Consider the following 23283-nt stretch of genomic DNA (forward strand, 5'->3'; position numbering starts at 1 on the left):
ATTAAATAAGTTGGTTTATTGTGGTTTGTAATTCATTCCAAGAGGCAAGGGCTTCGTTAAGGAAGGTGTTGCCCTTGTCGGTAAGGGTGTAATACTTTCTCGGCGGCCCTTCGGTAGACTCACGCCAAGAATAGTTAAGTAAGGAAGCATTTTTCAGTCGGGTCATCAGCGGGTAGAGCGTTCCCTCTACCACGATCATATCCGCCTCCTTAAGCGCTTCCATGATGTCCGATGCGTAGGCTTCCTTCTTCTTATGGATGATAGAAAGAATACACATCTCCAAGACCCCTTTTCGCATCTGGGTTTTGATCTTCTCTAAATTAATTGTTTCCATAAACATCTGATTTGACCCTGCAAAATTACAAATAATTTCAGTACTATGCAAAACAAAGTAGCTTTTTTTTAATTGTTAATTATTAATGGTTAATTGTTAACGATTAAAATTAACAATTGACAACTAACAATTAACAATTATAATTCGTATATTTGTGGTTTGAAAAAATGATTTTGATGCAGACTTTAGAACAGAGAATACAAGGGATAGCTGCCTTAGGTGCTATGCTTAGGGACTATTTCCTCTATGGGAAGGAAGCTCCTATATATGCCGAAGTGGAAGCCGCTGTTGAAAAAGCGGAGCAGCAGAACGCATGGTTTGACAGGGAGAACTGCCTTTTTGCACTGAAACACTGGGCAGGTCTTTTGAAAGAAGATGGCTTACGGACGTGGCTTTCCCCTTATACTATAGCAGAAAAAACACCCAAACAAGTAGCTCTTGTCTTGGCTGGGAATATTCCTATGGTAGGCTTTCATGACCTACTCTGCGCATTGCTCTCAGGGCATAAAGCCTTGGTGAAACTCTCCTCTAATGACAAAGTATTACTCCCCTTTTTAGTTAAGAAACTTGAGGAAATAGCTCCTGAATTTCAGGGAAAGGTACAATTTACTGAAGAGAAACTCCATGATTTCGACGCTGTGATTGCCACAGGAAGTAATAATACCGCCCGCTATTTTGAGTATTACTTTGGGCAAAAGCGACATATCATTCGTCGCAATCGCAATTCGGTAGCGGTGCTTACAGGAGAAGAGACTCCAGAGGAGTTGTTCCTATTAGGAGAAGACATCTTTAGGTATTTTGGATTGGGCTGTAGAAGTATTTCTAAGCTATTTGTCCCTGAAGACTATGATTTTGTTGCTTTTTTTGAGGCCATCTATCCTTATCATACACTTTTAGACCATCAGAAGTACGTCAATAACTACGATTATAACAAGGCGGTATACCTTATGAGTCTGTTCCAACTCTTAGAAAACGGGTTTCTACTCCTAAAAGAAGATGAGAAATACGCCTCCCCTATCGCCACACTTTTCTATGAGCGATATAAAAATATACCCAGTCTCTTACAACGTTTGGAAACGGATAAAGAACAGATCCAGTGTATAGTAGGGGGAGCAGCTATTCCCCAGGCCGTCGGATTCGGACAGAGCCAAGTGCCGTCACTTGCCGATTATGCCGATGGCGTAGATACTATGGCTTTCTTAAATAGTATTAATTAATTTGGTTGGCATATTTTTTAGTTCTAATTTTGCCGCCTACCTATATATAGAAAAAAGATATGAAAAAACATAATTTTAGTGCAGGACCCTCTATTCTCCCTACAGAGGTATTTGAGAAAGCCTCCCAAGCGGTTATAGAGTTGGAAGGCACAGGACTTTCCATCTTGGAGATGTCCCACCGCAGCAAAGAGTTTGTTGCTATCATGGAGCGAGCCAGAGCTTTGGCGTTGGAACTGGCAGGTCTTACAGGTAAGGGCTACCAAGCCTTATTCCTACAAGGCGGTGCTAGTTTGCACTTCTATGCCTCCGCTCTGAACCTATTGGAACGCAAGGGGGCTTATATAGACACCGGTACTTGGGCACATAAGGCAGAAGTGGAAGCTCAGTTTGTAGGTGCTACAGAAGTAATAGCCTCTTCTAGAGAAAACGGCTATCGCAATATACCTAAAGAATATGTCCTTCCCAAGGATGCCGATTACCTACATATTACGACCAACAACACCATCTATGGTACGGAGTACTTTGAGTACCCCAAGGTATCAGTTCCCTTGGTAGCCGATATGAGTTCAGATATTTTTTCTAAGGAAATGCCTTTTGATGACTTTGGCCTTATCTATGCAGGGGCTCAGAAAAACATAGGCGCCGTAGGTACTACCTTGATTATCGTATGTGAGGATATATTAGGCAAGGTAAGCCATAAGATTCCTACCCACCTGGACTATCAGGTACATATCAAGAACGAGAGTATGACCAATACACCTCCTACCTTTGCTGTATACACCTGTCTGCTTACCATGGAATGGCTTAAAAAGCAAGGCGGTGTTGCAGCTATAGAAGTTAAGAATAAGGAAAAAGCACGCCTGCTCTATGAAGAAGTTGATCGTAATCCCCTATTCAAAGGCTATGCCGATGTAAAAGACCGTTCGCGCATGAATGTTGTCTTTAATTTGGTAGATGAATCCCTTAGTGATCGCTTCAATGCTCTATGGACAGAAGCTGGTATTAGCGGCATCAAGGGTCATAGAAGTGTAGGAGGGTATCGTGCCTCTATCTATAATGCACTCCCTATAGAAAGTGTACAATTGCTTATAGAGGTGATGCAACATTTTGAAAAAACAGTGTAAATACCTATTTATGAAGATATTAGCTAACGATGGCCTTAGCGAAAAAGCTATAAAAACCCTTGAAGGAGCAGGTTTTGAAGTACTCACCACCAAGGTTGCTCAAAACCAATTAGCACCTTTCATCAATGAAGAGCAGATAGACATTCTATTGGTACGCTCAGCCACCCAAGCCAAGAGAGACCTTATAGATGCTTGTCCAGCCCTAAAGCTCATCGGTCGTGGAGGGGTAGGCATGGACAATATAGATGTCGTCTATGCCCAAGAGAAAGGCATTAAGGTTATCAATACCCCCAATGCCTCCTCCCATTCGGTAGCAGAGCTTACTTTTGCCCATCTCTTTTCAGGAGTTCGTTTTCTCTATGATGCCAACCGCAACATGCCTCTGGAGGGAGACACCCGCTTCAATGAACTTAAAAAAGACTATGCCAATGGGCATGAACTCAGGGGAAAGACCCTAGGTATCATAGGATTGGGACGTATAGGGAGGGCGGTAGCTACCATCGCCTTAGGGCTAGGTATGAAGGTCATCGCTTATGATCCTGAGCAACAAGAAGCCACCATTACACTTTCCTTCTTTGACGGGCATAGTCTTGACTTTGTGATCAAGACTATTAGTAAGAAAGAAGTTCTTGAAGAAGCCGATTTTATCACCTTACACATTCCTGCACAGAAGGAAGCTGTCATAGGAGAGAAAGAGTTTCAACAGATGAAAGATGGTGTAGGCATCGTCAATGTAGCGCGTGGAGGCGTAATAGACGAAGAAGCTCTACTACATGCTTTGGAACATGAGAAGGTCGCCTTTGCGGGCTTAGATGTATTTGAGGGAGAGCCTACCCCCTCTATCCGTATTCTTATGCACCCGCGAGTATCCCTCTCCCCACATATAGGAGCCGCCACTCTTGAGGCACAAGAGCGGGTAGGTGATGAACTGGCGGAACAGATAATAAAAATGATGAGTGAAAAGTGATAAGTAAAAATATAGGGACGAATAGAAATTCGTCCCTACTTTTTTGTTTTAGTGTTTGCGTTTTTTCTTTCTACCAATAGGTGTTTGATCCAGTATTCTCTGTATTCTCTGTTTGTTTCTACGTACTGCGAAGCTACGATTGTAGTAAAAGACAAGGAGCGTTGTAGCAATAACAAATAACACAAATATTACAAATAGCGAAATCGTAGATATATAAAGGTTTGCCACATAGAAAAAGACAAAAGCCAAGAGATTAAACAAGGCCAAAAGCAAACTTGCTTGTATATGAGAGAGTCCCATATAATCAATCATAATGTGGTGAATATGATTCCTATCAGCAAAGAAAGGACTTCTATGCTTGAGAACACGTATGAGAAATACGCGCATAGTATCCACAAAAGGGATGAAGAGGATGATAAATATAAGTACAAACTTATTGTAATACTTGATATTAGCTGCTTCAAGGCGCTCCACAGGAAGATTTAAGAAACGAAGCGCACATACCCCTATGATGAAACCTATCAATAAAGAGCCCGTATCGCCCATGAAGATCCCCATTTTCTTTGAAATATTATATCTAAGGAAAGCTAATAAGCAACCTATAACACTCAGAGAAAGTAATACAAAGTAATAATCCTTCGTTTGGTAAAATATAAAGGAAAATATACTAAAAATCATGATTCCCACCATGGAGGCAGAACCATTAATTCCATCAATGAGGTTATAAGCATTGACAATAGAAATGATTATGAATACTCCTAAAGAGTAAGAAAACCAAAGCGGCAGATCATAAATTCCCAAAAAGCCGTTGAATGTATCAATAGACAATTCACTGCTATCCATGACAAATACAAAAGCGAGTATCTGCCCTATAATCTTAGTTTTAGGAGTTACTCCCACCAAGTCATCTTTTATACCTATGTAAAAAAGGATCAGTAGGCCAATAACTAATGAGAGACTTAATCCCTGAGTGTCATGCCCTTGCAAAAAATACAAACTACTGAGCAGACTTGCAAAGAAAGCCACTCCTCCCATAGTAGGCGTTTTCTCCTTATGAGAGCTTCGTTGGTTAGGATTATCCATTAAGTTTTTAATCCTGACAATTGCTATAATTCGCGGTATTACTAAGTAGGAAACTACAAAAGACTGTAGCACAATGAATATAGCTAATAACTCCAACGAAAGACTACTATATAAATGTTGCATAACCCATAATTAGTTTTTCACCTGCAAAGATAAAAAATAACTTAGAAATTTAAAAATTTTTTTAGAAAAATATTTTATTTAGCTAAACACATGAATATCAGACAATTAAAATATAGAGGAAAAATTTTTAGCAAAAAATTTTTCTCTATCAAAAATAAAATTCGTAATTTCGTGCCGTTTTTCAGAACATAAAATATTTTACAATGAATAAATACGATGTTATAGTGTTAGGTAGCGGTCCTGGAGGATACGTAACCGCTATTAGAGCCTCACAATTGGGCTTCAAAACTGCTGTTATTGAGAAAGAAAACCTCGGAGGTGTGTGCCTTAACTGGGGTTGTATCCCTACCAAAGCCCTGCTGAAGTCTGCTCAGGTGTTTGAATACCTAAAGCATGCTGAAAGCTACGGAATAAAAGTGAGTGACAAAGGATTTGATAAGGATTTTTCTGCTATAGTAAAGCGTAGCCGCGATGTAGCTGGTACCATGAGCAAAGGGGTACAATTCCTTATGAAAAAGAATAAAATAGATGTAATCAACGGCTATGGTACCCTAAAACCAGGTAAAAAAGTAGAAGTGAAAGATAAAGATGGTAAAGTAACTGAATACAGTGCTGACCACATCATTATCGCCACTGGTGCACGCTCACGCGAATTGCCAGCCCTTCCACAAGATGGTAAGAAAATCATTGGCTATCGCCAAGCCCTCACTCTTGCTGAACAGCCTAAGAAAATGATTATTGTAGGTAGTGGTGCTATAGGAATTGAGTTTGCTTACTTCTACCACTCTATGGGTACTGAAGTTACTGTAGTTGAGTTCATGCCAAACATAGTGCCTGTAGAGGATGAGGAAATCTCTAAACAACTTGAAAAGAGCTTCAAGAAGCTTGGTATCAATGTTATGACTTCTTCTGAAGTAACTAAGGTAGATACCTCTGGCAAAGGAGTGAAAGCCTATGTGAAAACAGCCAAAGGAGAAGAAGTGCTTGAAGCAGATATCTTGCTCTCTGCCGTAGGTATCAAGACTAACATAGAAAACATAGGTTTGGAAGCGGTAGGTATCAAGACCGAACGTGATAAAATCCAAGTAAATGAGTTCTACCAAACCAATGTACCTGGCTATTATGCTATCGGAGACGTGGTACCTGGACAGGCTTTGGCACACGTAGCTTCTGCAGAAGGAATCCTCTGCGTAGAGAAAATCAAAGGCTTGCATGTAGAACCTATCAACTATGGCAATATCCCAGGATGTACTTACTGTACTCCAGAGATTGCCTCTGTTGGGCTTACAGAAAAACAAGCTAAAGAAAAAGGTTATGAAATCAAAGTAGGTAAGTTCCCATTCACTGCCTCTGGTAAGGCCAATGCAGCAGGAACTACTGATGGATTTATCAAAGTCATCTTTGATGCTAAATATGGCGAATGGCTTGGTTGCCACATGATCGGTGCTGGTGTTACCGATATGATCGCTGAAGCAGTAGTTGCTCGTAAATTGGAAACTACAGCTCATGAAATCCTCAAAGCAGTACACCCTCACCCAACTATGAGCGAAGGGGTAAAAGAAGCTGTAGCAGCTGCTTATGGAGAGGCTATTGATATTTAATATTTTTATGGTTTAAAATTTATTCATAATGGTAGGAGCGAACACTATTCTATTCGCTCCTACTCTTTTATGTGAAGAGTGATTAACAATTAAAATTAAAGAGATGGAATTATTAGATGGAAAAAAGACAGCTGCTTTAGTGCAAGAGGCTATAGCTGAAGAGGTTCGCCAGATCGTAGCCAAAGGTCATAGACCCCCGCACTTAGTGGCTATTCTGGTAGGTAATAATGGAGCAAGTATGACCTATGTCAATAACAAAGTTACCGCCTGTGAGCGTGTAGGCTTTGCCTCCTCAGTGGTAAATCTGCCTGAAGATATATCGCAAGAGGCGCTGCTGGAAGAAATAGAAAAACTCAACAAAGACAAGTCCATAGATGGCTTTATCGTACAACTGCCTCTGCCTAAGCATATCAACGAGCAAGAAGTGCTATTGGCTGTAAATCCAGACAAAGATGCTGATGGCTTCCACCCCACCAACTTTGGACGTATGGCTTTAGGCTTAGATGCCTTTATCCCTGCTACTCCTTATGGTATTTTGGAACTGCTCACTCAATACAAAATCCCCACTGATGGAAAACATGTAGTGGTCATTGGTCGTTCAGATATCGTAGGGCGTCCCATTAGTATCCTCCTTTCCCAAAAGCCATGGAATGCGACAGTTACCCTTACTCATAGCCGTACCCAAAACCTCTCAAAACTCACCCAAGAAGCCGATATTATTATCGCTGCTTTGGGGATTCCCAACTTCCTAAAGGCAGAAATGGTTAAGGAAGGCGCTGTAATTATAGATGTAGGTATTACCCGCGTTGCTGATGCTTCGGCTAAGAAAGGATTCCGTATCGTAGGTGATATAGATTTTGAACAAGTAAAACAGAAAGCCAGCTATATCACCCCTGTACCAGGAGGTGTGGGGCCTATGACCATTGCGATGCTGATGAAAAACACTCTAAATGCCTATAAGAGAACTCATAAAATAGGATAAAGCATGACGAAAATCCGTATTACAAAGAAGTTTGAATTTGAAGCAGGGCATGCCCTCTATGGGTATGATGGCAAGTGCAAGAATATACATGGGCATAGTTATAAGCTATGGGTAACCGTTATCGGAAGTCCTATAGAAGATGCCTCACATGTGAAAAATGGCATGGTGATAGACTTTGGAGACATCAAAGAAATTGTCAATGAATACATAGTCAAAGAAGCCGATCACACCATTTTCTTCAATGGAAATAGTCCTCACAAGGCCTTGGCTGAGAAGCTCCAAGCGGAGGGACACAAAGTAGTACTACTCCCCTACCAGCCTACCAGTGAGATGCTTATTGTAGATTTTGCACACCGCCTACAGAAACACCTACCCGCACATATCTCCCTATATAGCCTCCGCTTACAGGAAACTGAAAGCTCCTATGCTGAGTGGTATGCCTCTGATAATCTTTAACTTACTAAACTAATTATGTTATTAGCCGTTAATATAGGTAATTCTAATATTCGTTTTGCAGTGGTAGAAGGCCAAGAGGTACACCTGTCCTGGACAATTGCCACTAAGCCCTATCGTACCGCTGGAGAGTTCTATATGAGTTTCCAAACCTATAAGGAACAGTATAAAAATGCTTTTAGAAAAATCAGCAAGATTGTGGTTGGTTCAGTCGTACCCCAACAGACACAAGTCATCGCGAAGATGCTCCAAAAGACTTTCTCTATAAAACCCTTTATTGTCAATCGTGATACCCCCAGTGAGGTCACCCATCATTCGAATCAAATGGGTACTGACCTATATGCTAATGCAGTAGCGGCACATTATCTCTACCCAGGGCAAAAGAAGATCATTATAGACTTTGGTACCGCCCTGACTCTTACAGGGGTGTCAGAAACGGGAGAAATGCTAGGGGTTATCATAGCTCCAGGGGTGGTAACCTCTCTACAATCGTTGGTCAACAATACTGCTCAACTCCCTTATGTAGAACTTAATGAACCCAAATCTGTCTTGGGCATGGATACCGAGACCTGTATGCAGAGTGGAATCATCTATGGCTATACCGCTATGGTTGAGGGACTTATAGAACGTATCAAGCAGACCTACCAGAGCGACTTCTTGGTCATCTCTACCGGAGGGGTAGGACATGTGTTCAGCAAGCTCACAAAGAAGATCCAAGTAGACGATAAGTATCATACCATCAAAGGATTAGCTTTGTTGTATGATCTACACAGGAAATAACATTTCTCTCCCTAACCCCTCTGCGAAGGAGGGGGGCTATTGGGACGAATTGCTCTCTGGGGGCAAATTGTCGTTTGCCCCTATAGTAGAATGGAAATAATCCCAAACCTTTTGGGCTCTTGACAGGCCTATAGCGGCGATGATTTCCTCTTTGGAAGCCTCCTTGAGGCGCTTTACCGATTTGAATTGCTTGAGTAGGGTCTCTTGGGTTTGCTTACCAACGCCAGAGATTTGCTCCAACTCCGAATGAATGGCACTAGCGCTGCGCTTCTGCCTATGAAAAGTAATTCCGAAACGGTGTGCCTCATTGCGTAGGTGCTGGATCACCTTGAGCGTTTCCGACTTCTTATCCAAATACAAAGGAATAGAGTCCCCAGGATAGAAGATTTCCTCCAAACGCTTGGCTATACCCACTATAGCTATTTTTCCACGTAATCCTAGGAGTTCCAAAGACTTGAGGGCAGCTCCTAATTGGCCTTTTCCTCCATCTATGATAATGAGTTGAGGTAGCGGTTCCTCTTCGTCCAAAAGACGTCGATAACGACGATAAACCACCTCCTCCATAGAGGCAAAGTCATTGGGACCTTCCACTGTTTTTATATTGAAATGGCGGTAATCCTTTTTGCTAGGCTTGGCATTTTTGAACACCACACAAGCCGCCACAGGATTGGTACCCTGAATATTAGAGTTATCAAAACACTCAATATGAGCAGGAGGCTCTGAAAGATGCAAATCACGCTGCATTTGAGTCAGTAGGCGGTTGGTATGTCGTTCAGGATCTGTAATTTTTACCTGTTTGAATTTCTCTTGGCGATATGCCTGTGCATTGCGCTCGGAGAGTTGCAGAAGCTGGAACTTCTCCCCTGCTTTGGGCACTGTAAGTTGCTCGGAAAACTCCATACTCAGTGGGAAAGGCACAATCAGCTCTTTAGAATTGGATTTGAAGCGTTCCCTGAGTTCCACTATACCCAATTCGAGTAGTTCTTGGTCGGTTTCCTCCAATTTTTTCTTCACTTCCAAGGTATGTCCCCTTACAATCGCCCCATGAGCCACCTGTAGGAAGTTGATATACGCATATTCCTCGTCTGAAACAATAGAAAACACATCTACATTATGGATTTTAGCGCTTACAATGGTAGATTTAGCCTGATAGTTCTCTAAGCTCTCCAACTTGAGCTTGATCTCTTGTGCCTCCTCAAAACGCAAAGCAGTCGCATGTTCGCTCATCTCTTTTTTGAAATAAGCGATGACCTCCTTTAGGTTTCCTTTGAGTATCTCTTTGATTTGCTGTATATTATGATTATATTCCTCCTCAGTCTGCAAGCCCTCACAAGGCCCTTTACAGTTTTTAATATGGTATTCGAGGCACACCTTGTACTTTCCTTTGTCTATATTCTCCTGAGAAAGGTCTAACCTACAGTTGCGCAAGGGGTAGAGATCCTTGATAAGGTCTAAGAGCGTACGTACCACCTTAATATTAGTATAAGGCCCAAAGTAAGTACTTCCGTCCTTTTCTACCTTTCGGGTAAAGAACACCCGAGGAAAGCGCTCGTTGGAGATACAGATCCACGGATAACTCTTTCCGTCCTTTAGTAGGATATTATAACGCGGTTGGTACTTCTTTATCAGGTTATTCTCCAGTAGCAAAGCATCGTTTTCGGTAGCTACTACTATATGTTCTATACGAACAATCTTGCTGACCAATACCCGTGTTTTAGGAGAGTCATGCTCCTTGTTGAAGTAAGAAGAGACCCTTTTTTTAAGGTTTTTCGCCTTACCTACATAGATAATTGTATCAGAGCTATCAAAGAATTGATATACCCCAGGGCTATCAGGGAGGGTTTGTAATTGAAGAGAAAGCATTTTATTAATGATTAATGACTAATGATTAATGACCGATGGTTAGTCTTTGTCTTTAATCATTTGCATTATTTAAAAATTTATTGATCAAAGGGGTTATTTCATGGGCTTTATTGACTATCATAGAGTGGCCACCTCCTGTTATACAAAAAGTATCTTTTACATTTTTATATGGGAGAATGCGATCTTTGTCACCATGAATGTGGAGTATGTGCGTATAAATTTCTGTATTCTTCCATGTTAGAATCGCATTTATTGCCCATTTGAGAAAAGTCGTAGGTGTTTTTCTAAATATCTCTTTCAAAAGCGCTTTTTCATGAGCTGAAGTAGCCCCAAAAAGCCAATAAGTAAACCCATTGGTACGCTTGATAAGTGTATAAGGAAGAATTTTCTGTAGTTTCAGCTTTGCTGAAAAGCGATAGAACCAAGGGAGTTCCTTTCGCTCTTTAGCAGAAGAAATCAGTATGACTTTCTTAACTGGAATTTGTTTGGCTATTTCCATAGCCACCATTCCTCCGAATGACAATCCTACCAAAATAGGATAAGGGGTCGTTATTTTCTGTGTCATTCTTTTGGCATAGGCAGGGAGTGTTTCCTTAGGCAAAGGAGACAACCACTCCATATATTCTACCTCTACACCCTTAAAGTCAAGATATTGGAATACAGTTCCATCGGCACCTAAGCCACTAAGTAAATAACATTTTTCGGTCATGATTGTCTTTTATTAGGACAAAGGTATAAATTATTTTTTACATACCAAAAAATTATTTATCAATGTTACTTTACCGATAGTTACATCGTAACATTAATTTTTTTCAAATAATTTGATGGTATCAGAAAGATATTTTTTGTAATTTTGTGGCGGAAAAAATGACTCAAAAAACGACCATGAATCACACCTATTTTATTACTGGTATCTCTACCGAAGTAGGCAAAACCATCACCTCGGCTATAGTAGTGGAGGCACTTGAGGCTGATTATTGGAAACCCATACAATCGGGAGATAAGCATGCTTCGGATACCATGAAGGTACAATCATTAATTTCTAATTCGAGAACTCGTTTTTTCCCTTCTAGCTATGCTTTTGATTACCCTGCCAGTCCACATCTGTCAGCACAAATGGAGGGCGTTACTATAGAAAAGGACAAGATTATACGTCCTGTAACCGATCGTCCCTTGGTAATAGAGGCCGCAGGAGGGCTTTTTGTACCCCTCAATGACCATGATATCATGATGGATCTGATCCTTCCTACCGATAGGGTGATCTTAGTCTCACGCCACTACTTAGGCAGTATCAATCATACGATGCTTTCCATAGAGGCCTTACAACACCGAGGACTCTCTATCTATGGGATTATCTTTAGCGGAGCAGAAAACCCTGCTACCGAATCCTGGATTGCAGCCTACTCTAAAATACCTATCTTAGGCCGTATAGAGGAAGAACCTTTCTTTGATAAGGAAGTAATAAAGAAATATACGAAGATAATGACGAGTGACGAATGACAAGTGACTAATGACGAGTGACTAATAATTATAAATAATGTTATTTATTACTAAATAAATAATAACACCCATGTATTTGCACAATTTTTGTGGCTTCATTTTCTTTGACTACAACAAACAACACTAAACCATGAAAAAAAAGACATCTGTACTAAGGTTTGCTGCCTTATCTATGGCTTTGATTACCTCTATGTTACTCTATGCTAAGATGAAACATATTCCTTTTCCTCCTCCTGGAGGAGAAGTCTCATCTAATAATGCAGAGGGAGAGATTCCTATGGTATATGAGAACCTCTACAATGCTAAGGCCTTGACCCCTTTCTTTGAGAAACTCAAAGCCTTGGACACCTTAAAGGATAGGAAACTCAACATCGTGCATATAGGAGACTCTCATATACAAGGTGATGCCATGACCAGCCAAATACGCCAACGCTTCCAATCCCAATTTGGCAATGCTGGTTTGGGTTTTGTCTTTCCTTATTCGCTAATACATACCAATGGAGAGCGCTATGTACGCTTTTCCTCCAATATCACTTGGGATAGTCAAAAGAATACTAGCCAAGACAATATAGGTGCTATTGGTATTGCAGGATACTCGCTGCTTACCAATAATAAAAATTTTGTGATAGAACTCAATATAAAAAACAAAGATTATTCATTCAACACCCTACGTATACTCACCCCTAATAATCAACATTTATTCGATTTAGCTATCAGCAAAACAGGCATTCCCCTCAGGCCAGCTCCTGCTGTTAGGCGAACTGCTTATAAAAACCTCTTTCACAAGGTACAGAAAGGTGAGACACTCTATGCTTTGTCTAAAAAATACAAAACCACAGAACGTAAGATACAACAAGCCAATAATCTCAAAGGCAATACCATACGAGAGGGAGCGATGCTAAAAATCCCTACCGAAGAGCCTGTAGTCTCTACAGCTGCTTCTGTGGGAAGTTCAGTGGCTATGAATAATTTTGAACCTCTGTCAGGTGATAATATCTCCCCTCTGGGCTATACCTATAACAACCTAAACGGACTGGATCGAATCTATCTTACGCCCAATAGCGAACGATCTAACTTTGCCCTCAATGGCATAGTACTTGAGAATGATCAAAATGGAATCATATACCATGCCATTGGAGTCAATGGAGCTCGCTTTTCGGACTATAACAAGTGTAGCCTCTTCTTTGACCAAATACAAGCCCTACAGCCCGACCTTATCATTGTTTCCTTAGGTACTAATGAGGCTTTTGGGAGGTTATCGGCGGAGAATTATGACAAACAAGTGGAGAATTTCATCGCACAGATTCGTGAGCACTATGGCAATTGTCCTATACTGCTAACCTCTCCCCCTCCTTCCTTATTCAAAAAGAAGCTACCCAACCCCTATTGTGAGCAATATACTCATGTGCTTATAGACAATTCTGTAAAGAAAAATTATGGTGTCTTTGACATGTACAATGTATTGGGCGGTAGTGAAGGTATGTCCAAGCTCATAGCCGAAAATCTTATCTCTCATGATAGGGTACACTATACCCATTCAGGTTATGAAGAACAAGGAGGCAGGCTCTATAACGCTCTTATGAGCAACTATTTACAATATAAAAATCAGCAAAAATAATCTATTCTTTTGAAAATAAACGATTGGCAACAGTGGCTTTCTGACCACTGTAGTGTGGAACAGCTCAAGAGTTGGTTTGCCTACAATGCTGAGGCGCCCTTACTCTTTAACAGTAGTCTTTTTTTAGGACTTTTTCTTGTATTTTACTTTGTATATATTCTCACTCGCAAGCATACCTACTTCCGTACGGTATATGTAGTGCTATTTTCCCTCTTCTTTTATTATAAGGCAGGAGGGAATTACTTTGTACTACTGCTACTCTCCTCAGGAATTAATTACTTTCTTGCCCAGCAAATCCATGAGAACTGGGGTAACAAGCGATTGCAACGCTTTTTCTTAGCACTGAGTTGTATAGTAAACTTAGGTATTTTAGGCTATTACAAGTATACTAACTTTCTAATAGACAGCCTAAACCAACTTTTCCATAGTCATTTTGCCCTTCAAGATATCATCTTGCCTATAGGTATCTCCTTCTATACCTTTCAAACGATGAGCTATACCATAGACATCTATAGGCGAGAGATCGCCCCTGCCAGATCGTTTTTGGATTTCACTTTCTTTGTGAGCTTTTTCCCTCAATTAGTAGCAGGGCCTATTGTACGAGCAAAGGATTTTATCCCACAGATATATAAGAAGGTCAGCCTCACAAAAGAGGAAACCGCTCAAGCCCTATTCCTTATTATAGGTGGACTACTGAAGAAAGCTGTTATCTCGGACTACATCTCTATCAACTTTGTAGATAGGGTCTTTGATGCTCCTAGTAGCTATACTTCTTTTGAGAACCTTTTGGCAGTATATGGGTATGCCTTACAGATATATTGTGATTTCTCAGGGTATTCGGATATAGCCATAGGGTTGGCACTACTTATGGGCTTCACACTACCTGAGAACTTCCGTACCCCTTATCAGTCAAGAAATATCACCGAGTTCTGGCATCGCTGGCATATATCACTATCCACTTGGCTAAAAGATTACCTATATATCCCCTTGGGAGGCAATCGTCAGGGATCTTTTTGGGGCTATTTCTTTCCTACATTATTTTTTATAGCTACCCTATCTTGGGCATTTATGCAAGGAGGAGAAAGTCTTGTCCCGCTATTTATTACCTTAGGAGTGATTATCCTCTTTGAGGTATCCATACTACTATCCCCAGACAAGGCAAAGGCGCTCAGAAGTCATTTTAACCAACTAACTACTATGCTATTAGGAGGGCTTTGGCACGGAGCCAATCTCCGATTTATCATATGGGGAGCCCTGCATGGTTTGGCCTTGTCTTTTCACAAGTCTTTCAAAGAGATTTTCCCTGACAAAACCCCTACTAAGCGTTCCTTCCTCAGAGGTATTGTTGCTCTTATCTCTGTTGTGGTAACCTTCCACTTTGTTGCCTTTTGTTGGATTTTCTTCCGCTCAAGGGATTTTTCTACGTCAATGACCCTTATAGGGAATATAGGCCAACTTAGTTATGATCCACACCAGTGGTGGGTAATTATAGAAGGTTATCAGAATGTCATGATTCTATTGGTCATAGGCTTTATTTGGCACTTTTTCCCCTATAAATGGAATGAAGCCCTCAAGCTATTTTTCCAAAGAATCCCTCTGGTGGGCAAAGCTATTATCGTGGCGGCTGTCTTTTGGTTGGTCTATGCCACTGCTACTGCAGGACCACAGCCTTTCATTTATTTCCAGTTTTAACGATTAGTTTTTCAAACTACAAAACACTGAAAATCAATACAAAAGAAAAAAGTTGAGAAAAAACACAAAAAAATTTCATCAAAAGGCTTGCAGGTTCAAAAAAAAGTTGTACCTTTGCACTCGCAATTGAGAAACATATTTACAGACTCAATGGTCCGTTCGTCTAGGGGTTAGGACGCAAGGTTTTCATCCTTGTAACAGGGGTTCGATTCCCCTACGGACTACTAACTAATGTTTTTCATTGCATGGTCCGTTCGTCTAGGGGTTAGGACGCAAGGTTTTCATCCTTGTAACAGGGGTTCGATTCCCCTACGGACTACATAATTTTAGTAATTTTATACAATACCACTTTAATTGAGATAAGAATATGGCAAACCATAAGTCAGCAATCAAAAGAATCAGAAGAAATGAGGCTGCTCGCCTTAGAAATCGCTATCAACATAAAACTACTCGTAACGCTATCAAGAAATTGCGTACTACTACTGATGTAGCTGTAGCTAAGGAACTATTACCAAATGTAGTTTCCATGATTGATAAGTTAGCAAAAAGAAACATTATCCACAAGAACAAAGCGGGTAATCTTAAGAGTAGCTTAATGAAGCATGTAAATTCATTAGTAGCTTAGAAAATCATTTGCTCATAGTGAAATATTTAAAATTACTATTAATAAAGACTATTCTTTTTAGCGAATAGTCTTTATTTTTTTATAGCTAATAATAAAAGACCAATGACAGATCATTTTTGTCACTGGTCTTTGGTCTTTATTTCTTGTCGTTATAATAGTTATAAATGGCTTCCTGAGAAGAGATACCTTGCTGCTGGGAGCGATAAACATTCTGTTGGTTTTCGTCAATAATACGTGCTTTTATATGGTCATTCCAAGCCAAATGGAAAGTATCCCAAAGTTGTTGCTTTATATCCTCTTGGTATACTGGGCAAGATACCTCTACCCTATTGTTGAGGTTGCGAGACATCCAGTCGGCTGAGGAAATATAATAAATTGGCTGACCATCGTTGCCAAAGATATACAAACGAGAATGCTCCAAAAAGCGATCTAGTATACTAATTACCTCTATATGCTCGCTAAGCCCCTTGACTTGAGGTAATAAACCACATACCCCACGTACAATCATCTGAATTTTAACCCCTGCTTGGCTAGCCTCATATAGCTTCTCTATCATCTGCTCATTGGTTAGTCCATTCATTTTGAGTTTTAAGAAAGCCTCTTTGCCTGCTTTGGCCAAGGCTATTTCTCTATCAATGAGCGATAGGAAGGTACTTTTGGTCGTATAAGGTGAAACTAAAAGATGCTCATATTGGAATTGTTGAAAAGGCGTATCAAAGAACTTAAAGACCCGATCGATCTCGTCCAATATCCCTTGATGTGCCGTAAACAGCGTATAATCGGTATATATCTTTGCAGATGACTCATTGAAATTGCCCGTACTGATAAAACCATAACGACGTATCTCTTCCCCCTCTTCACGCTCTATAACCCCTATTTTGCTATGCACTTTAAGTCCTCGTACCCCAAAGATGGTATTGACTCCCTCCCTTTGTAGTTGCTCTGCATAGTGGATATTAGCCGTTTCATCAAAGCGCGCTTGTAGCTCAATTTGTACAGTAACTTTCTTGCCGTTTTTCACTGCATTGATCAGAGAATTAATCACCTGTGACTGTTTGGCCAAACGGTAAATTGTAATCTTTATACTCTTGACCTTAGGGTCAAGGGCGGCTTCTCTTAAGAAACGTATCAGATAAGAAAAGCTATGATAAGGTGTATATTGCAAGAAATCCCGCTGGGCGATCTGGGCAAACAAACTCTCTTCCACCTTGAGAGCTTTGATAGGGCAAGGATGGAACGGCTTATACATCAATTCTTTGCGCTCACAGTGAGGAAAATTCATATAATCACGCCTATTGTGATAACGTCCTCCTGCGATGACACTATCAGTGGATTGTATGCCCATTTTCTCCTTTAGAAAACGTAACATCTCCTCATCAATGAGTTTGTCATAGATAAACCGTACAGGCTCAGCACGCTTACGCCCTTCCACACTAGTGGAAATCTTCTCTATAAAACTCTTATTAAGGTCGGTATCCAAGTCCAATTCTGCATTGCGTGTGATCTTAATCATATAAGCAGAGAGCTCCTCACAAGGAAAAATATAGAAATGAGAGCTAAGACAGAAGCGAATCACATCGTCCAAGAGAATGATATAATCAGCATTACCCACCTTAGGCAATACGATAAAGCGTTCCAAGGTCTTGGGGAGTTCTATAAGAGCGTACTGGAGCTTGTGCTTTTTTCCACTTTTGGAAGAGAGCAGCATACGCACAGCCAAATAAGCCACATCGTCCTTGAGGTTAGGGAGTGCCTCCACCTCATTGAGGATAATGGTAAAAAGAGCTGGACTTATGGTATTGATAAAATAATCTCTTACATACTCCACATGCTCTGGAAGAATCTCGGTTTCATTGATAATATAGATATCCTCCTTTTTCAGCTCCTGCTTAATCTGTTCCAAAATAGCAAGACTCTTTTGCTGGAGGAGTACCACTTGGCTGTTGATCTGCTCCAATAGCGAATGTGCCTGAGCAATCATGGCTTCGTCCTTAAGGAGTCTAAAATCACGCCTTGCAATGGCATAGCGCACACGAAAGAACTCGTCCAAGTTATTAGAGAAAATACCTACAAAACGCATACGCTCTACCAAGGGATTTCTTGGGTCACTGGCCTCCTGTAGGACACGTTCGTTAAAAGAGAGCCAACTGAGGTCTCTGTTTCGGATAGGAACTTTGGGTTGTGTTTTCATTTTTCATAGTATTACAATTGTTTGTCAAGTAAGGCAATGATGGTAGCTGCCTGTTGGTAATCATTATTAATATCGGTCTGTGTATAAGGAGCATAGCGCGCCATTTCACAGTTGGAGAGCAATTGGATAAAGTCTCTAAGAGGCTGAGCTGCCACACCCTTATCGGTGAGGAGTTGCTGAATCTTATCCTTGCTCAGTTCACTTGTTTCAATATAAAGTTTGGCCTTGAGATAGGTATGTAAGCCACGCTCTAAAGCCTCATAGAAAGCCTCCTTATTGGTAAGGTTCTTTTTGGCGGCAGAGAGATATTTCTTAGCCAAACGGCTAGTTCTACGGCTTCTGTTTTCTTGCGTATCATCGTTTCGCTTTTGGTAGATATACCAGAAAACAAGTACCAAAGGAATCAGCAACAAAGGCAACAACCATAAGAGATAGAAAGTTGTGGATGAGAAGAACATAGGTCTGTTCACCGAAAGCAACTCAGAAGCCTCCTTAAGGGGCTGGAATTGACCCTGCTCTAGGGTAGTTGCTCCTTGTTCTTGCTCTTGGGTAGGCTTGTATTCCTGTCCGTTGAGTACCTCTATAGTAATATTCTCTGAGGTGAGAGTTTCATACTTTTGAGTTTCAGGATTGAAGAAAGTGAAGCTCAGAGGCGGGATAGGAAATTTTCCTTTGTATTGAGGCACGATGGTATAGCTATGAGTAATGTCCCCACTCACACCCGTGGTACTATTGGTTAAGTTTTCTTTTTCCTTAGGTGCGTACACCTCCAAGGCAGGAGGGAAGGATAATTTAGGAATATCAAACAGCTTAAAATTTCCCTTTCCTGAAATCACTACCTCACCTTCGGTAGTCTCACCCGCATTGAGTGTACGTGTGGGGAAATTCATAGACAAGGAGAAGTTACCCACTGCCCCAGAGAAGTTGGCTGGCTTGCCCTCTTCGGGTAAGGGGAGCACATTGATCTTAGTGGTAGCTGTCTGCAAGCTACGGGTACGAGTTATATAAGAGCGATTTCCGAAGAAATCCACTTGGTTGGAGGGCAATTGTAGAACAAAGGTAGAAGAGAAGGGGCTGATCACCTGCTCACCTGCCTGTTGGGGATACAATAGCACCTGCTTGAGGGTTACACAACGGAAAGGACGCCCATTGCGTACCACTTCGGTTACTTGAATCTTATCTAAGAGCTGTTGGCTCCAGAAGTTAGCATAGCGAGGCTCTTGTATATTCTCCAATCCCGCTATACCGAAGCGTGCATCAATATAAAGCTTATAGGTAATGGCTATGGGCTGATTGACATACACCTGTTTTTCAGAGATTTCTGCAACCATAAAGAGTTCGTCCTTAGTAGGTTCTATCACCTGAGTAGGTTGTTCATCCTCACTACCAAAAGGATCAAAGCCAAAGGGGAAGCCCCCAAAAGGATTAGAAGGTGGTGGGGTAGTCTGTGCATTACGTGGATGAGAAACAGGATCTGTTACCTCTATCGTTATAGGTTTGGTCTTGTACTCCTTTCCATCAATAATAATAGCTGCTGCCCCTATGGTAAGTTTGCCCTTGCGCTTGGGCTGGAGCATATAGGTGTAAGTCTTTGAAAAGCTACGGTTTCCATTGATCCAAGAGTGAGAAATGGATTGGGTAGGCCCTGTAACCTCAAAGTTCTCAAAAGAAGGTGGCACGAAGTTGTCTCCTTCCTTATTCATGGTAAAATCTACCCTAAGATATTCGTTTTCGCCCAAGGAAGTGCGAGAAGGTTGTGCCTTGAAGGAAACCTCCTGTGCTAAAGATATAGTGGTTAGAAAAAGTAATATATAAAATAAAAAATTACGCATAGACTTTGCTTTTATCAAACAAATAAGTTATCGTTTGGCTCATTACCAATCTTTTCTATCGGTACGAGAGGCTTTGCCCTTTATTTTTTTAGCATTTATTTTCTCTTGTGTTTTCTTTTCTTCGTTGCTTATCGCATTGAGAATACGATTGATTTGTTCAGGAGAGAGTTCTCCCTGTTGTCTCCCTTCTGGATTGCCTCCGTTATTTTCATTATTCTGTTGGTTCTCTCTATCTTGTGGTTGTGAAGGCTGTCTTTCAGGCTGTCCTTGTCCGTTATTGTTATTTTTATTATCTTGGTTGTTCTTTTTGTCTTTGTTATCTTTATTTTGGTTATTGTTATTGTTTTGATTATTGTTATTTTGGTCTTTATTATCCTTATTATTTTTGTTTTGTTGATCTTTGTTGTCTTTGTTATCCTTATTTTGTTGGTCTTTGTTATCTTTGTTTTGTTGGTCTTTGTTATCCTTGTTTTGTTGGTCTTTGTTATCTTTGTTTTGTTGGTCTTTATTATCTTTGTTTTGTTGATCTTTGTTATCCTTGTTTTGTTGGTTCTTGTTATCTTTAGGTTTTTGTTTTGACAGTTTATCTTTAGCTACCGCAAGGTTATAGCGTGTCTCATCATCAGCAGGATTGTTACGCAGTGCCTCCTTATAGAATTGTACCGCCTGATCATATTCTTCTTTCTCCATAGCTATGTTGCCCAAGTTATGGAAAGCCCTATGTTTTTCTTCTTTGGTTGCCTTCTTATTCATAGTGGTCTCTCTGAAGTGATTAGCCGCCTCCCCGTAAGCCTTTTGGGAATAGAGCACATCGCCCATATTGTATTGAGCGGCTGTGTTGTCGGGATTCTTGGAAATTGCTTTGCGGTAATCCATTTCAGATTCTGGGAGTTTATTTGCTTTGCCTGCTTTATATCCCTCATAGGCAAATACTTGCGATTGTTTGTCTAATTTTTCTCTTTTTGCTTGTTCCTTAGCAGCAGATTCGTTTTCTTTTTGAGCAAAAATGAATGTAGGAAAGAAGACAAGTAGCCATATATATAGTCTTTTCATAATTCTAAAGTTATTGATTTTATCGCACAAAAATACGATATTATTCCCATAAAAATTCTTTTTTGTCTTTATTTTAATACTTCCAATAGATATATTCTATACAAATTGCTAATTTACTTTTTCTTTTCTATTCTCTTATGTGAAAATAAAAAAAATCCCCTATGAGAAGAGGATTTTTTAAAAGTTATTGATGTATGTTTTCCAAGTCCAAAAGGAAGACATATTCGCGTGCAATCTCCTTGAGAGACTCATACCGACCTGATGCCCCACTATGTCCTGAACTCATATCGGTATAGAAGAGTAATAAATTATCATCGGTCTTGAGTTCTCGCAGCTTAGCTACCCACTTGGCTGGTTCCCAATATTGTACCTGAGAATCATGATAGCCCGTGAGTACCAACAGATTGGGATAGGCTTGGGCACATACATTGTCATAAGGCGAATAGCTCTTCATATAATCGTAATACTGCTTGTCATGTGGATTGCCCCACTCATCATATTCCCCAGTGGTAAGCGGAATAGAATCGTCCAACATAGTAGTTACCACATCCACAAAAGGCACATTGGCCACTACTCCACGGAACAACTCCGGTGCTTGATTAATCACTGCTCCCATGAGCAAGCCCCCTGCTGAGCCGCCCATGGCATAGAGATGTGCTGGTGAGGTATACTGGTTCGCTATCAAATACTTAGCACAATCCACAAAGTCGGTAAAGGTGTTTTTCTTATGCAATAATTTGCCTGCCTCATACCAAGGACGTCCTAAATACTCTCCCCCACGTATATGCGCAATAGCAAAGATAAAGCCCCTATCGAGCAAACTGAGTCGTGTGGTGGAAAACGAGGGTTCAATAGTAATTCCATAAGCCCCATAGCCATAGAGGAGTAAAGGATTGGAACCATCACACTTTATCCCTTTGCGATAGACTATAGAAATAGGAATTTGAGTGCCGTCAGTAGCGGTAGCCCAAAGCCTTCGAGACTCATAATTCTCCTCACTGAACTTACCTCCTAGCACCTGTTGCTGCTTCTTCACCTCTTTTGCTCCTGTACGCATATTGTAGTCAATCACCGAATAAGGTGTCGTCATAGAATTGTAGGTATAGCGAAGTATTTCGGTATCAAAATCTAAGTTTAGCCCTGTGGAAGCCATATAAGTCTCATTGTCAAAGGGCAAATAATGTTCTGCTGAACCATCCCAACGTATAATACGAATCTGAGAAAGACCATTATACCGCTGGGTAACCACTAGATACTCCTTGAATATATCTATTTCCTCCAATCGGATTTGCTCCTGATGGGCAAGTACAGGCTGCCAATAGCTTTTTTCGGTCTGTCCTATAGGGGTTTTGTCCAATTTGAAATTAGTTGCTCCATCGGCATTGTTCAGTATATAAAAGTAGTCCCCATAGTGGGCTATATCATACTCCAAACCCCGCTCACGAGGTTGGAAACACTTAAAATCGGCCATAGGGGTAGCTGCATCCAAGAACCAACTCTCGGAAGAGAGGGTACTATCGGACTGAATAATAAGAAATTGCTCTGATTTGGACTTGAATATACCCGTATTAAAAGTCTCATCCTTCTCATGAAAGACCAATACATCCTGCTTAGAAGACTGTCCCAACTGGTGGCGATAGACTTTATGTGAACGAAGTGTCTGTGTATCTATCTTCGTATAGAAAATAGTTTGATTATCACTAGCCCAACAGCTACCTCCGTCGGTATTTTTTATCTCTATAGGAAGCACCTGGCCTGTCTCTAAATTTTTGATAAAGAGAGAGTACATACGTCGCCCCCGTGTATCCACTGAGAAGGAAGCCCACTTGTTATCGGGGCTTACAGAGAATTCGGCAAACTGGTAAAACTTATGCCCTGCGGCCATTTCATTCACCTCAAAGAGTACTTCTTCCTGTGCATTGGGCTGATCAGCACGTCTGAGATAAATAGGGTATTCCTTCCCCTCTTGAAAACGAGAAAAGTACCAATACCCGTTGTACTTATAAGGCACCGATTCGTCATCCTGCTTGATTCGGCTTTTCATCTCCTCAAAGAGCGATTTTTGGAAAGCATCGGTATGTTTGGTTTTATAAGCAAAATATTCGTTTTCAGCCTCTAAGTAAGACAACACCTCTGGCGTATCTCGCTGGTTGAGCCAAAAGTAATTATCTTTCCGCTTATCGGCATGTATTTCTAATAATCGTTGCTTTTTAGGCGCTTTTGGTGGCATCATATATTATCACTT

The 23283-nt window shown here is 40.7% G+C and carries 19 protein-coding genes and 2 tRNA genes; 13 read left to right on the forward strand and 8 right to left on the reverse strand.

Features of this window, described 5'->3' with window-relative positions:
• Position 1: 1 nt before the first annotated feature.
• Entirely contained in the window at positions 2 to 334 is a 333-nt protein-coding gene (locus HMPREF9331_RS02560; protein ID WP_040356876.1) for a PadR family transcriptional regulator, read from the reverse strand.
• Between the two features lie 176 nt (positions 335 to 510).
• On the opposite strand from HMPREF9331_RS02560, the gene HMPREF9331_RS02565 reads away from it, so the two are divergent.
• From HMPREF9331_RS02565 to HMPREF9331_RS02575, 3 genes are read left to right on the forward strand one after another with little or no spacing between them, the layout of a single operon-like run.
• Positions 511 to 1551 (forward strand): acyl-CoA reductase, encoded by a 1041-nt coding sequence (locus tag HMPREF9331_RS02565; protein WP_016419597.1) that lies wholly within the window; start codon positions 511 to 513, stop codon positions 1549 to 1551.
• Positions 1552 to 1610: 59 nt separating this feature from the next.
• Positions 1611 to 2675, forward strand: coding sequence for a 3-phosphoserine/phosphohydroxythreonine transaminase (gene serC / locus HMPREF9331_RS02570; protein ID WP_016419598.1), 1065 nt, complete (start codon positions 1611 to 1613; stop codon positions 2673 to 2675).
• A 10-nt stretch (positions 2676 to 2685) separates the two neighbouring features.
• The gene (locus tag HMPREF9331_RS02575) at positions 2686 to 3642 is read left to right on the forward strand and encodes a D-2-hydroxyacid dehydrogenase (RefSeq protein WP_016419599.1); all 957 of its coding nucleotides are present in this window, start codon (positions 2686 to 2688) and stop codon (positions 3640 to 3642) included.
• A gap of 48 nt (positions 3643 to 3690) precedes the next feature.
• Here HMPREF9331_RS02575 and HMPREF9331_RS02580 read toward each other — a convergent pair whose 3' ends face one another.
• Entirely contained in the window at positions 3691 to 4848 is a 1158-nt protein-coding gene (locus HMPREF9331_RS02580; protein WP_016419600.1) for a glycosyltransferase family 4 protein, read from the reverse strand.
• Positions 4849 to 5051: 203 nt separating this feature from the next.
• On the opposite strand from HMPREF9331_RS02580, the gene lpdA reads away from it, so the two are divergent.
• The 4 genes from lpdA to HMPREF9331_RS02600 all read left to right on the forward strand — a co-directional run bounded on the left by lpdA (position 5052) and on the right by HMPREF9331_RS02600 (position 8664).
• Positions 5052 to 6449, forward strand: a complete 1398-nt coding sequence (gene lpdA / locus HMPREF9331_RS02585) for a dihydrolipoyl dehydrogenase (RefSeq protein WP_016419601.1) — start codon at positions 5052 to 5054, stop codon at positions 6447 to 6449.
• A 103-nt stretch (positions 6450 to 6552) separates the two neighbouring features.
• Positions 6553 to 7431, forward strand: coding sequence for a bifunctional methylenetetrahydrofolate dehydrogenase/methenyltetrahydrofolate cyclohydrolase FolD (folD, locus tag HMPREF9331_RS02590; RefSeq protein ID WP_016419602.1), 879 nt, complete (start codon positions 6553 to 6555; stop codon positions 7429 to 7431).
• Between the two features lie 3 nt (positions 7432 to 7434).
• Complete coding sequence (locus HMPREF9331_RS02595; RefSeq protein ID WP_016419603.1) at positions 7435 to 7887, forward strand: 6-pyruvoyl trahydropterin synthase family protein; 453 nt, start codon at positions 7435 to 7437, stop codon at positions 7885 to 7887.
• Between the two features lie 15 nt (positions 7888 to 7902).
• Entirely contained in the window at positions 7903 to 8664 is a 762-nt protein-coding gene (locus HMPREF9331_RS02600) for a type III pantothenate kinase (protein WP_016419604.1), read from the forward strand.
• Positions 8665 to 8700: 36 nt separating this feature from the next.
• Here the strand turns inward: HMPREF9331_RS02600 and uvrC are convergent, their stop codons facing one another.
• The gene (uvrC, locus tag HMPREF9331_RS02605; protein ID WP_016419605.1) at positions 8701 to 10527 is read right to left on the reverse strand and encodes an excinuclease ABC subunit UvrC; all 1827 of its coding nucleotides are present in this window, start codon (positions 10525 to 10527) and stop codon (positions 8701 to 8703) included.
• A gap of 52 nt (positions 10528 to 10579) precedes the next feature.
• Positions 10580 to 11236, reverse strand: coding sequence for an alpha/beta fold hydrolase (locus HMPREF9331_RS02610; RefSeq protein ID WP_016419606.1), 657 nt, complete (start codon positions 11234 to 11236; stop codon positions 10580 to 10582).
• 176 nt (positions 11237 to 11412) lie between these two features.
• Here HMPREF9331_RS02610 and bioD point away from each other — a divergent pair, with 176 nt between their 5' ends.
• The 6 genes from bioD (at position 11413) to rpsT (ending at position 15962) form a co-directional block, all read left to right on the forward strand.
• Positions 11413 to 12027, forward strand: a complete 615-nt coding sequence (gene bioD / locus HMPREF9331_RS02615) for a dethiobiotin synthase (RefSeq protein WP_016419607.1) — start codon at positions 11413 to 11415, stop codon at positions 12025 to 12027.
• A 130-nt stretch (positions 12028 to 12157) separates the two neighbouring features.
• The gene (locus HMPREF9331_RS02620; protein WP_016419608.1) at positions 12158 to 13645 is read left to right on the forward strand and encodes a LysM peptidoglycan-binding domain-containing protein; all 1488 of its coding nucleotides are present in this window, start codon (positions 12158 to 12160) and stop codon (positions 13643 to 13645) included.
• A 9-nt stretch (positions 13646 to 13654) separates the two neighbouring features.
• Positions 13655 to 15337 carry an MBOAT family O-acyltransferase gene (locus tag HMPREF9331_RS02625; RefSeq protein ID WP_016419609.1) on the forward strand — a complete coding sequence of 561 codons (1683 nt, stop codon included), beginning with the start codon at positions 13655 to 13657 and terminating at the stop codon, positions 15335 to 15337.
• Between the two features lie 152 nt (positions 15338 to 15489).
• A tRNA-Glu gene (locus tag HMPREF9331_RS02630) sits at positions 15490 to 15561 on the forward strand.
• Positions 15562 to 15584: 23 nt separating this feature from the next.
• Positions 15585 to 15656: transfer RNA gene (locus tag HMPREF9331_RS02635), tRNA-Glu, on the forward strand.
• A gap of 48 nt (positions 15657 to 15704) precedes the next feature.
• Positions 15705 to 15962 (forward strand): 30S ribosomal protein S20, encoded by a 258-nt coding sequence (gene rpsT / locus HMPREF9331_RS02640; RefSeq protein ID WP_016419610.1) that lies wholly within the window; start codon positions 15705 to 15707, stop codon positions 15960 to 15962.
• A 136-nt stretch (positions 15963 to 16098) separates the two neighbouring features.
• On the opposite strand, the gene ppk1 is transcribed toward rpsT, so the two are convergent.
• The 4 genes from ppk1 to HMPREF9331_RS02660 form a co-directional block, all read right to left on the reverse strand.
• Positions 16099 to 18153 (reverse strand): polyphosphate kinase 1, encoded by a 2055-nt coding sequence (ppk1, locus tag HMPREF9331_RS02645; protein WP_016419611.1) that lies wholly within the window; start codon positions 18151 to 18153, stop codon positions 16099 to 16101.
• A gap of 11 nt (positions 18154 to 18164) precedes the next feature.
• Positions 18165 to 19985, reverse strand: coding sequence for a BatD family protein (locus tag HMPREF9331_RS02650; protein WP_016419612.1), 1821 nt, complete (start codon positions 19983 to 19985; stop codon positions 18165 to 18167).
• 42 nt (positions 19986 to 20027) lie between these two features.
• Positions 20028 to 21038: a tetratricopeptide repeat protein gene (locus HMPREF9331_RS02655; RefSeq protein ID WP_016419613.1), complete on the reverse strand. Its 1011-nt coding sequence runs from the start codon at positions 21036 to 21038 to the stop codon at positions 20028 to 20030.
• Between the two features lie 184 nt (positions 21039 to 21222).
• On the reverse strand, positions 21223 to 23271 hold the full coding sequence (locus HMPREF9331_RS02660) for a S9 family peptidase (protein WP_016419614.1): 2049 nt from the start codon (positions 23269 to 23271) through the stop codon (positions 21223 to 21225).
• Between the last annotated feature and the right edge of the window lie 12 nt (positions 23272 to 23283).

Source organism: Capnocytophaga granulosa ATCC 51502 (assembly GCF_000411115.1).
Classification (GTDB): Bacteria; Bacteroidota; Bacteroidia; order Flavobacteriales; family Flavobacteriaceae; genus Capnocytophaga; species Capnocytophaga granulosa.

What these genes read in the sequence shown, in the direction of transcription:
- HMPREF9331_RS02560 (WP_040356876.1), bottom strand. Translation starts at nt 334, where the DNA reads ATGGAAACAATTAATTTAGAGAAGATCAAAACCCAGATGCGAAAAGGG.
- HMPREF9331_RS02565 (WP_016419597.1), top strand. Translation starts at nt 511, where the DNA reads ATGCAGACTTTAGAACAGAGAATACAAGGGATAGCTGCCTTAGGTGCT.
- serC (WP_016419598.1), top strand. Translation starts at nt 1,611, where the DNA reads ATGAAAAAACATAATTTTAGTGCAGGACCCTCTATTCTCCCTACAGAG.
- HMPREF9331_RS02575 (WP_016419599.1), top strand. Translation starts at nt 2,686, where the DNA reads ATGAAGATATTAGCTAACGATGGCCTTAGCGAAAAAGCTATAAAAACC.
- HMPREF9331_RS02580 (WP_016419600.1), bottom strand. Translation starts at nt 4,848, where the DNA reads ATGCAACATTTATATAGTAGTCTTTCGTTGGAGTTATTAGCTATATTC.
- lpdA (WP_016419601.1), top strand. Translation starts at nt 5,052, where the DNA reads ATGAATAAATACGATGTTATAGTGTTAGGTAGCGGTCCTGGAGGATAC.
- folD (WP_016419602.1), top strand. Translation starts at nt 6,553, where the DNA reads ATGGAATTATTAGATGGAAAAAAGACAGCTGCTTTAGTGCAAGAGGCT.
- HMPREF9331_RS02595 (WP_016419603.1), top strand. Translation starts at nt 7,435, where the DNA reads ATGACGAAAATCCGTATTACAAAGAAGTTTGAATTTGAAGCAGGGCAT.
- HMPREF9331_RS02600 (WP_016419604.1), top strand. Translation starts at nt 7,903, where the DNA reads ATGTTATTAGCCGTTAATATAGGTAATTCTAATATTCGTTTTGCAGTG.
- uvrC (WP_016419605.1), bottom strand. Translation starts at nt 10,527, where the DNA reads ATGCTTTCTCTTCAATTACAAACCCTCCCTGATAGCCCTGGGGTATAT.
- HMPREF9331_RS02610 (WP_016419606.1), bottom strand. Translation starts at nt 11,236, where the DNA reads ATGACCGAAAAATGTTATTTACTTAGTGGCTTAGGTGCCGATGGAACT.
- bioD (WP_016419607.1), top strand. Translation starts at nt 11,413, where the DNA reads ATGAATCACACCTATTTTATTACTGGTATCTCTACCGAAGTAGGCAAA.
- HMPREF9331_RS02620 (WP_016419608.1), top strand. Translation starts at nt 12,158, where the DNA reads ATGAAAAAAAAGACATCTGTACTAAGGTTTGCTGCCTTATCTATGGCT.
- rpsT (WP_016419610.1), top strand. Translation starts at nt 15,705, where the DNA reads ATGGCAAACCATAAGTCAGCAATCAAAAGAATCAGAAGAAATGAGGCT.
- ppk1 (WP_016419611.1), bottom strand. Translation starts at nt 18,153, where the DNA reads ATGAAAACACAACCCAAAGTTCCTATCCGAAACAGAGACCTCAGTTGG.
- HMPREF9331_RS02650 (WP_016419612.1), bottom strand. Translation starts at nt 19,985, where the DNA reads ATGCGTAATTTTTTATTTTATATATTACTTTTTCTAACCACTATATCT.
- HMPREF9331_RS02655 (WP_016419613.1), bottom strand. Translation starts at nt 21,038, where the DNA reads ATGAAAAGACTATATATATGGCTACTTGTCTTCTTTCCTACATTCATT.
- HMPREF9331_RS02660 (WP_016419614.1), bottom strand. Translation starts at nt 23,271, where the DNA reads ATGATGCCACCAAAAGCGCCTAAAAAGCAACGATTATTAGAAATACAT.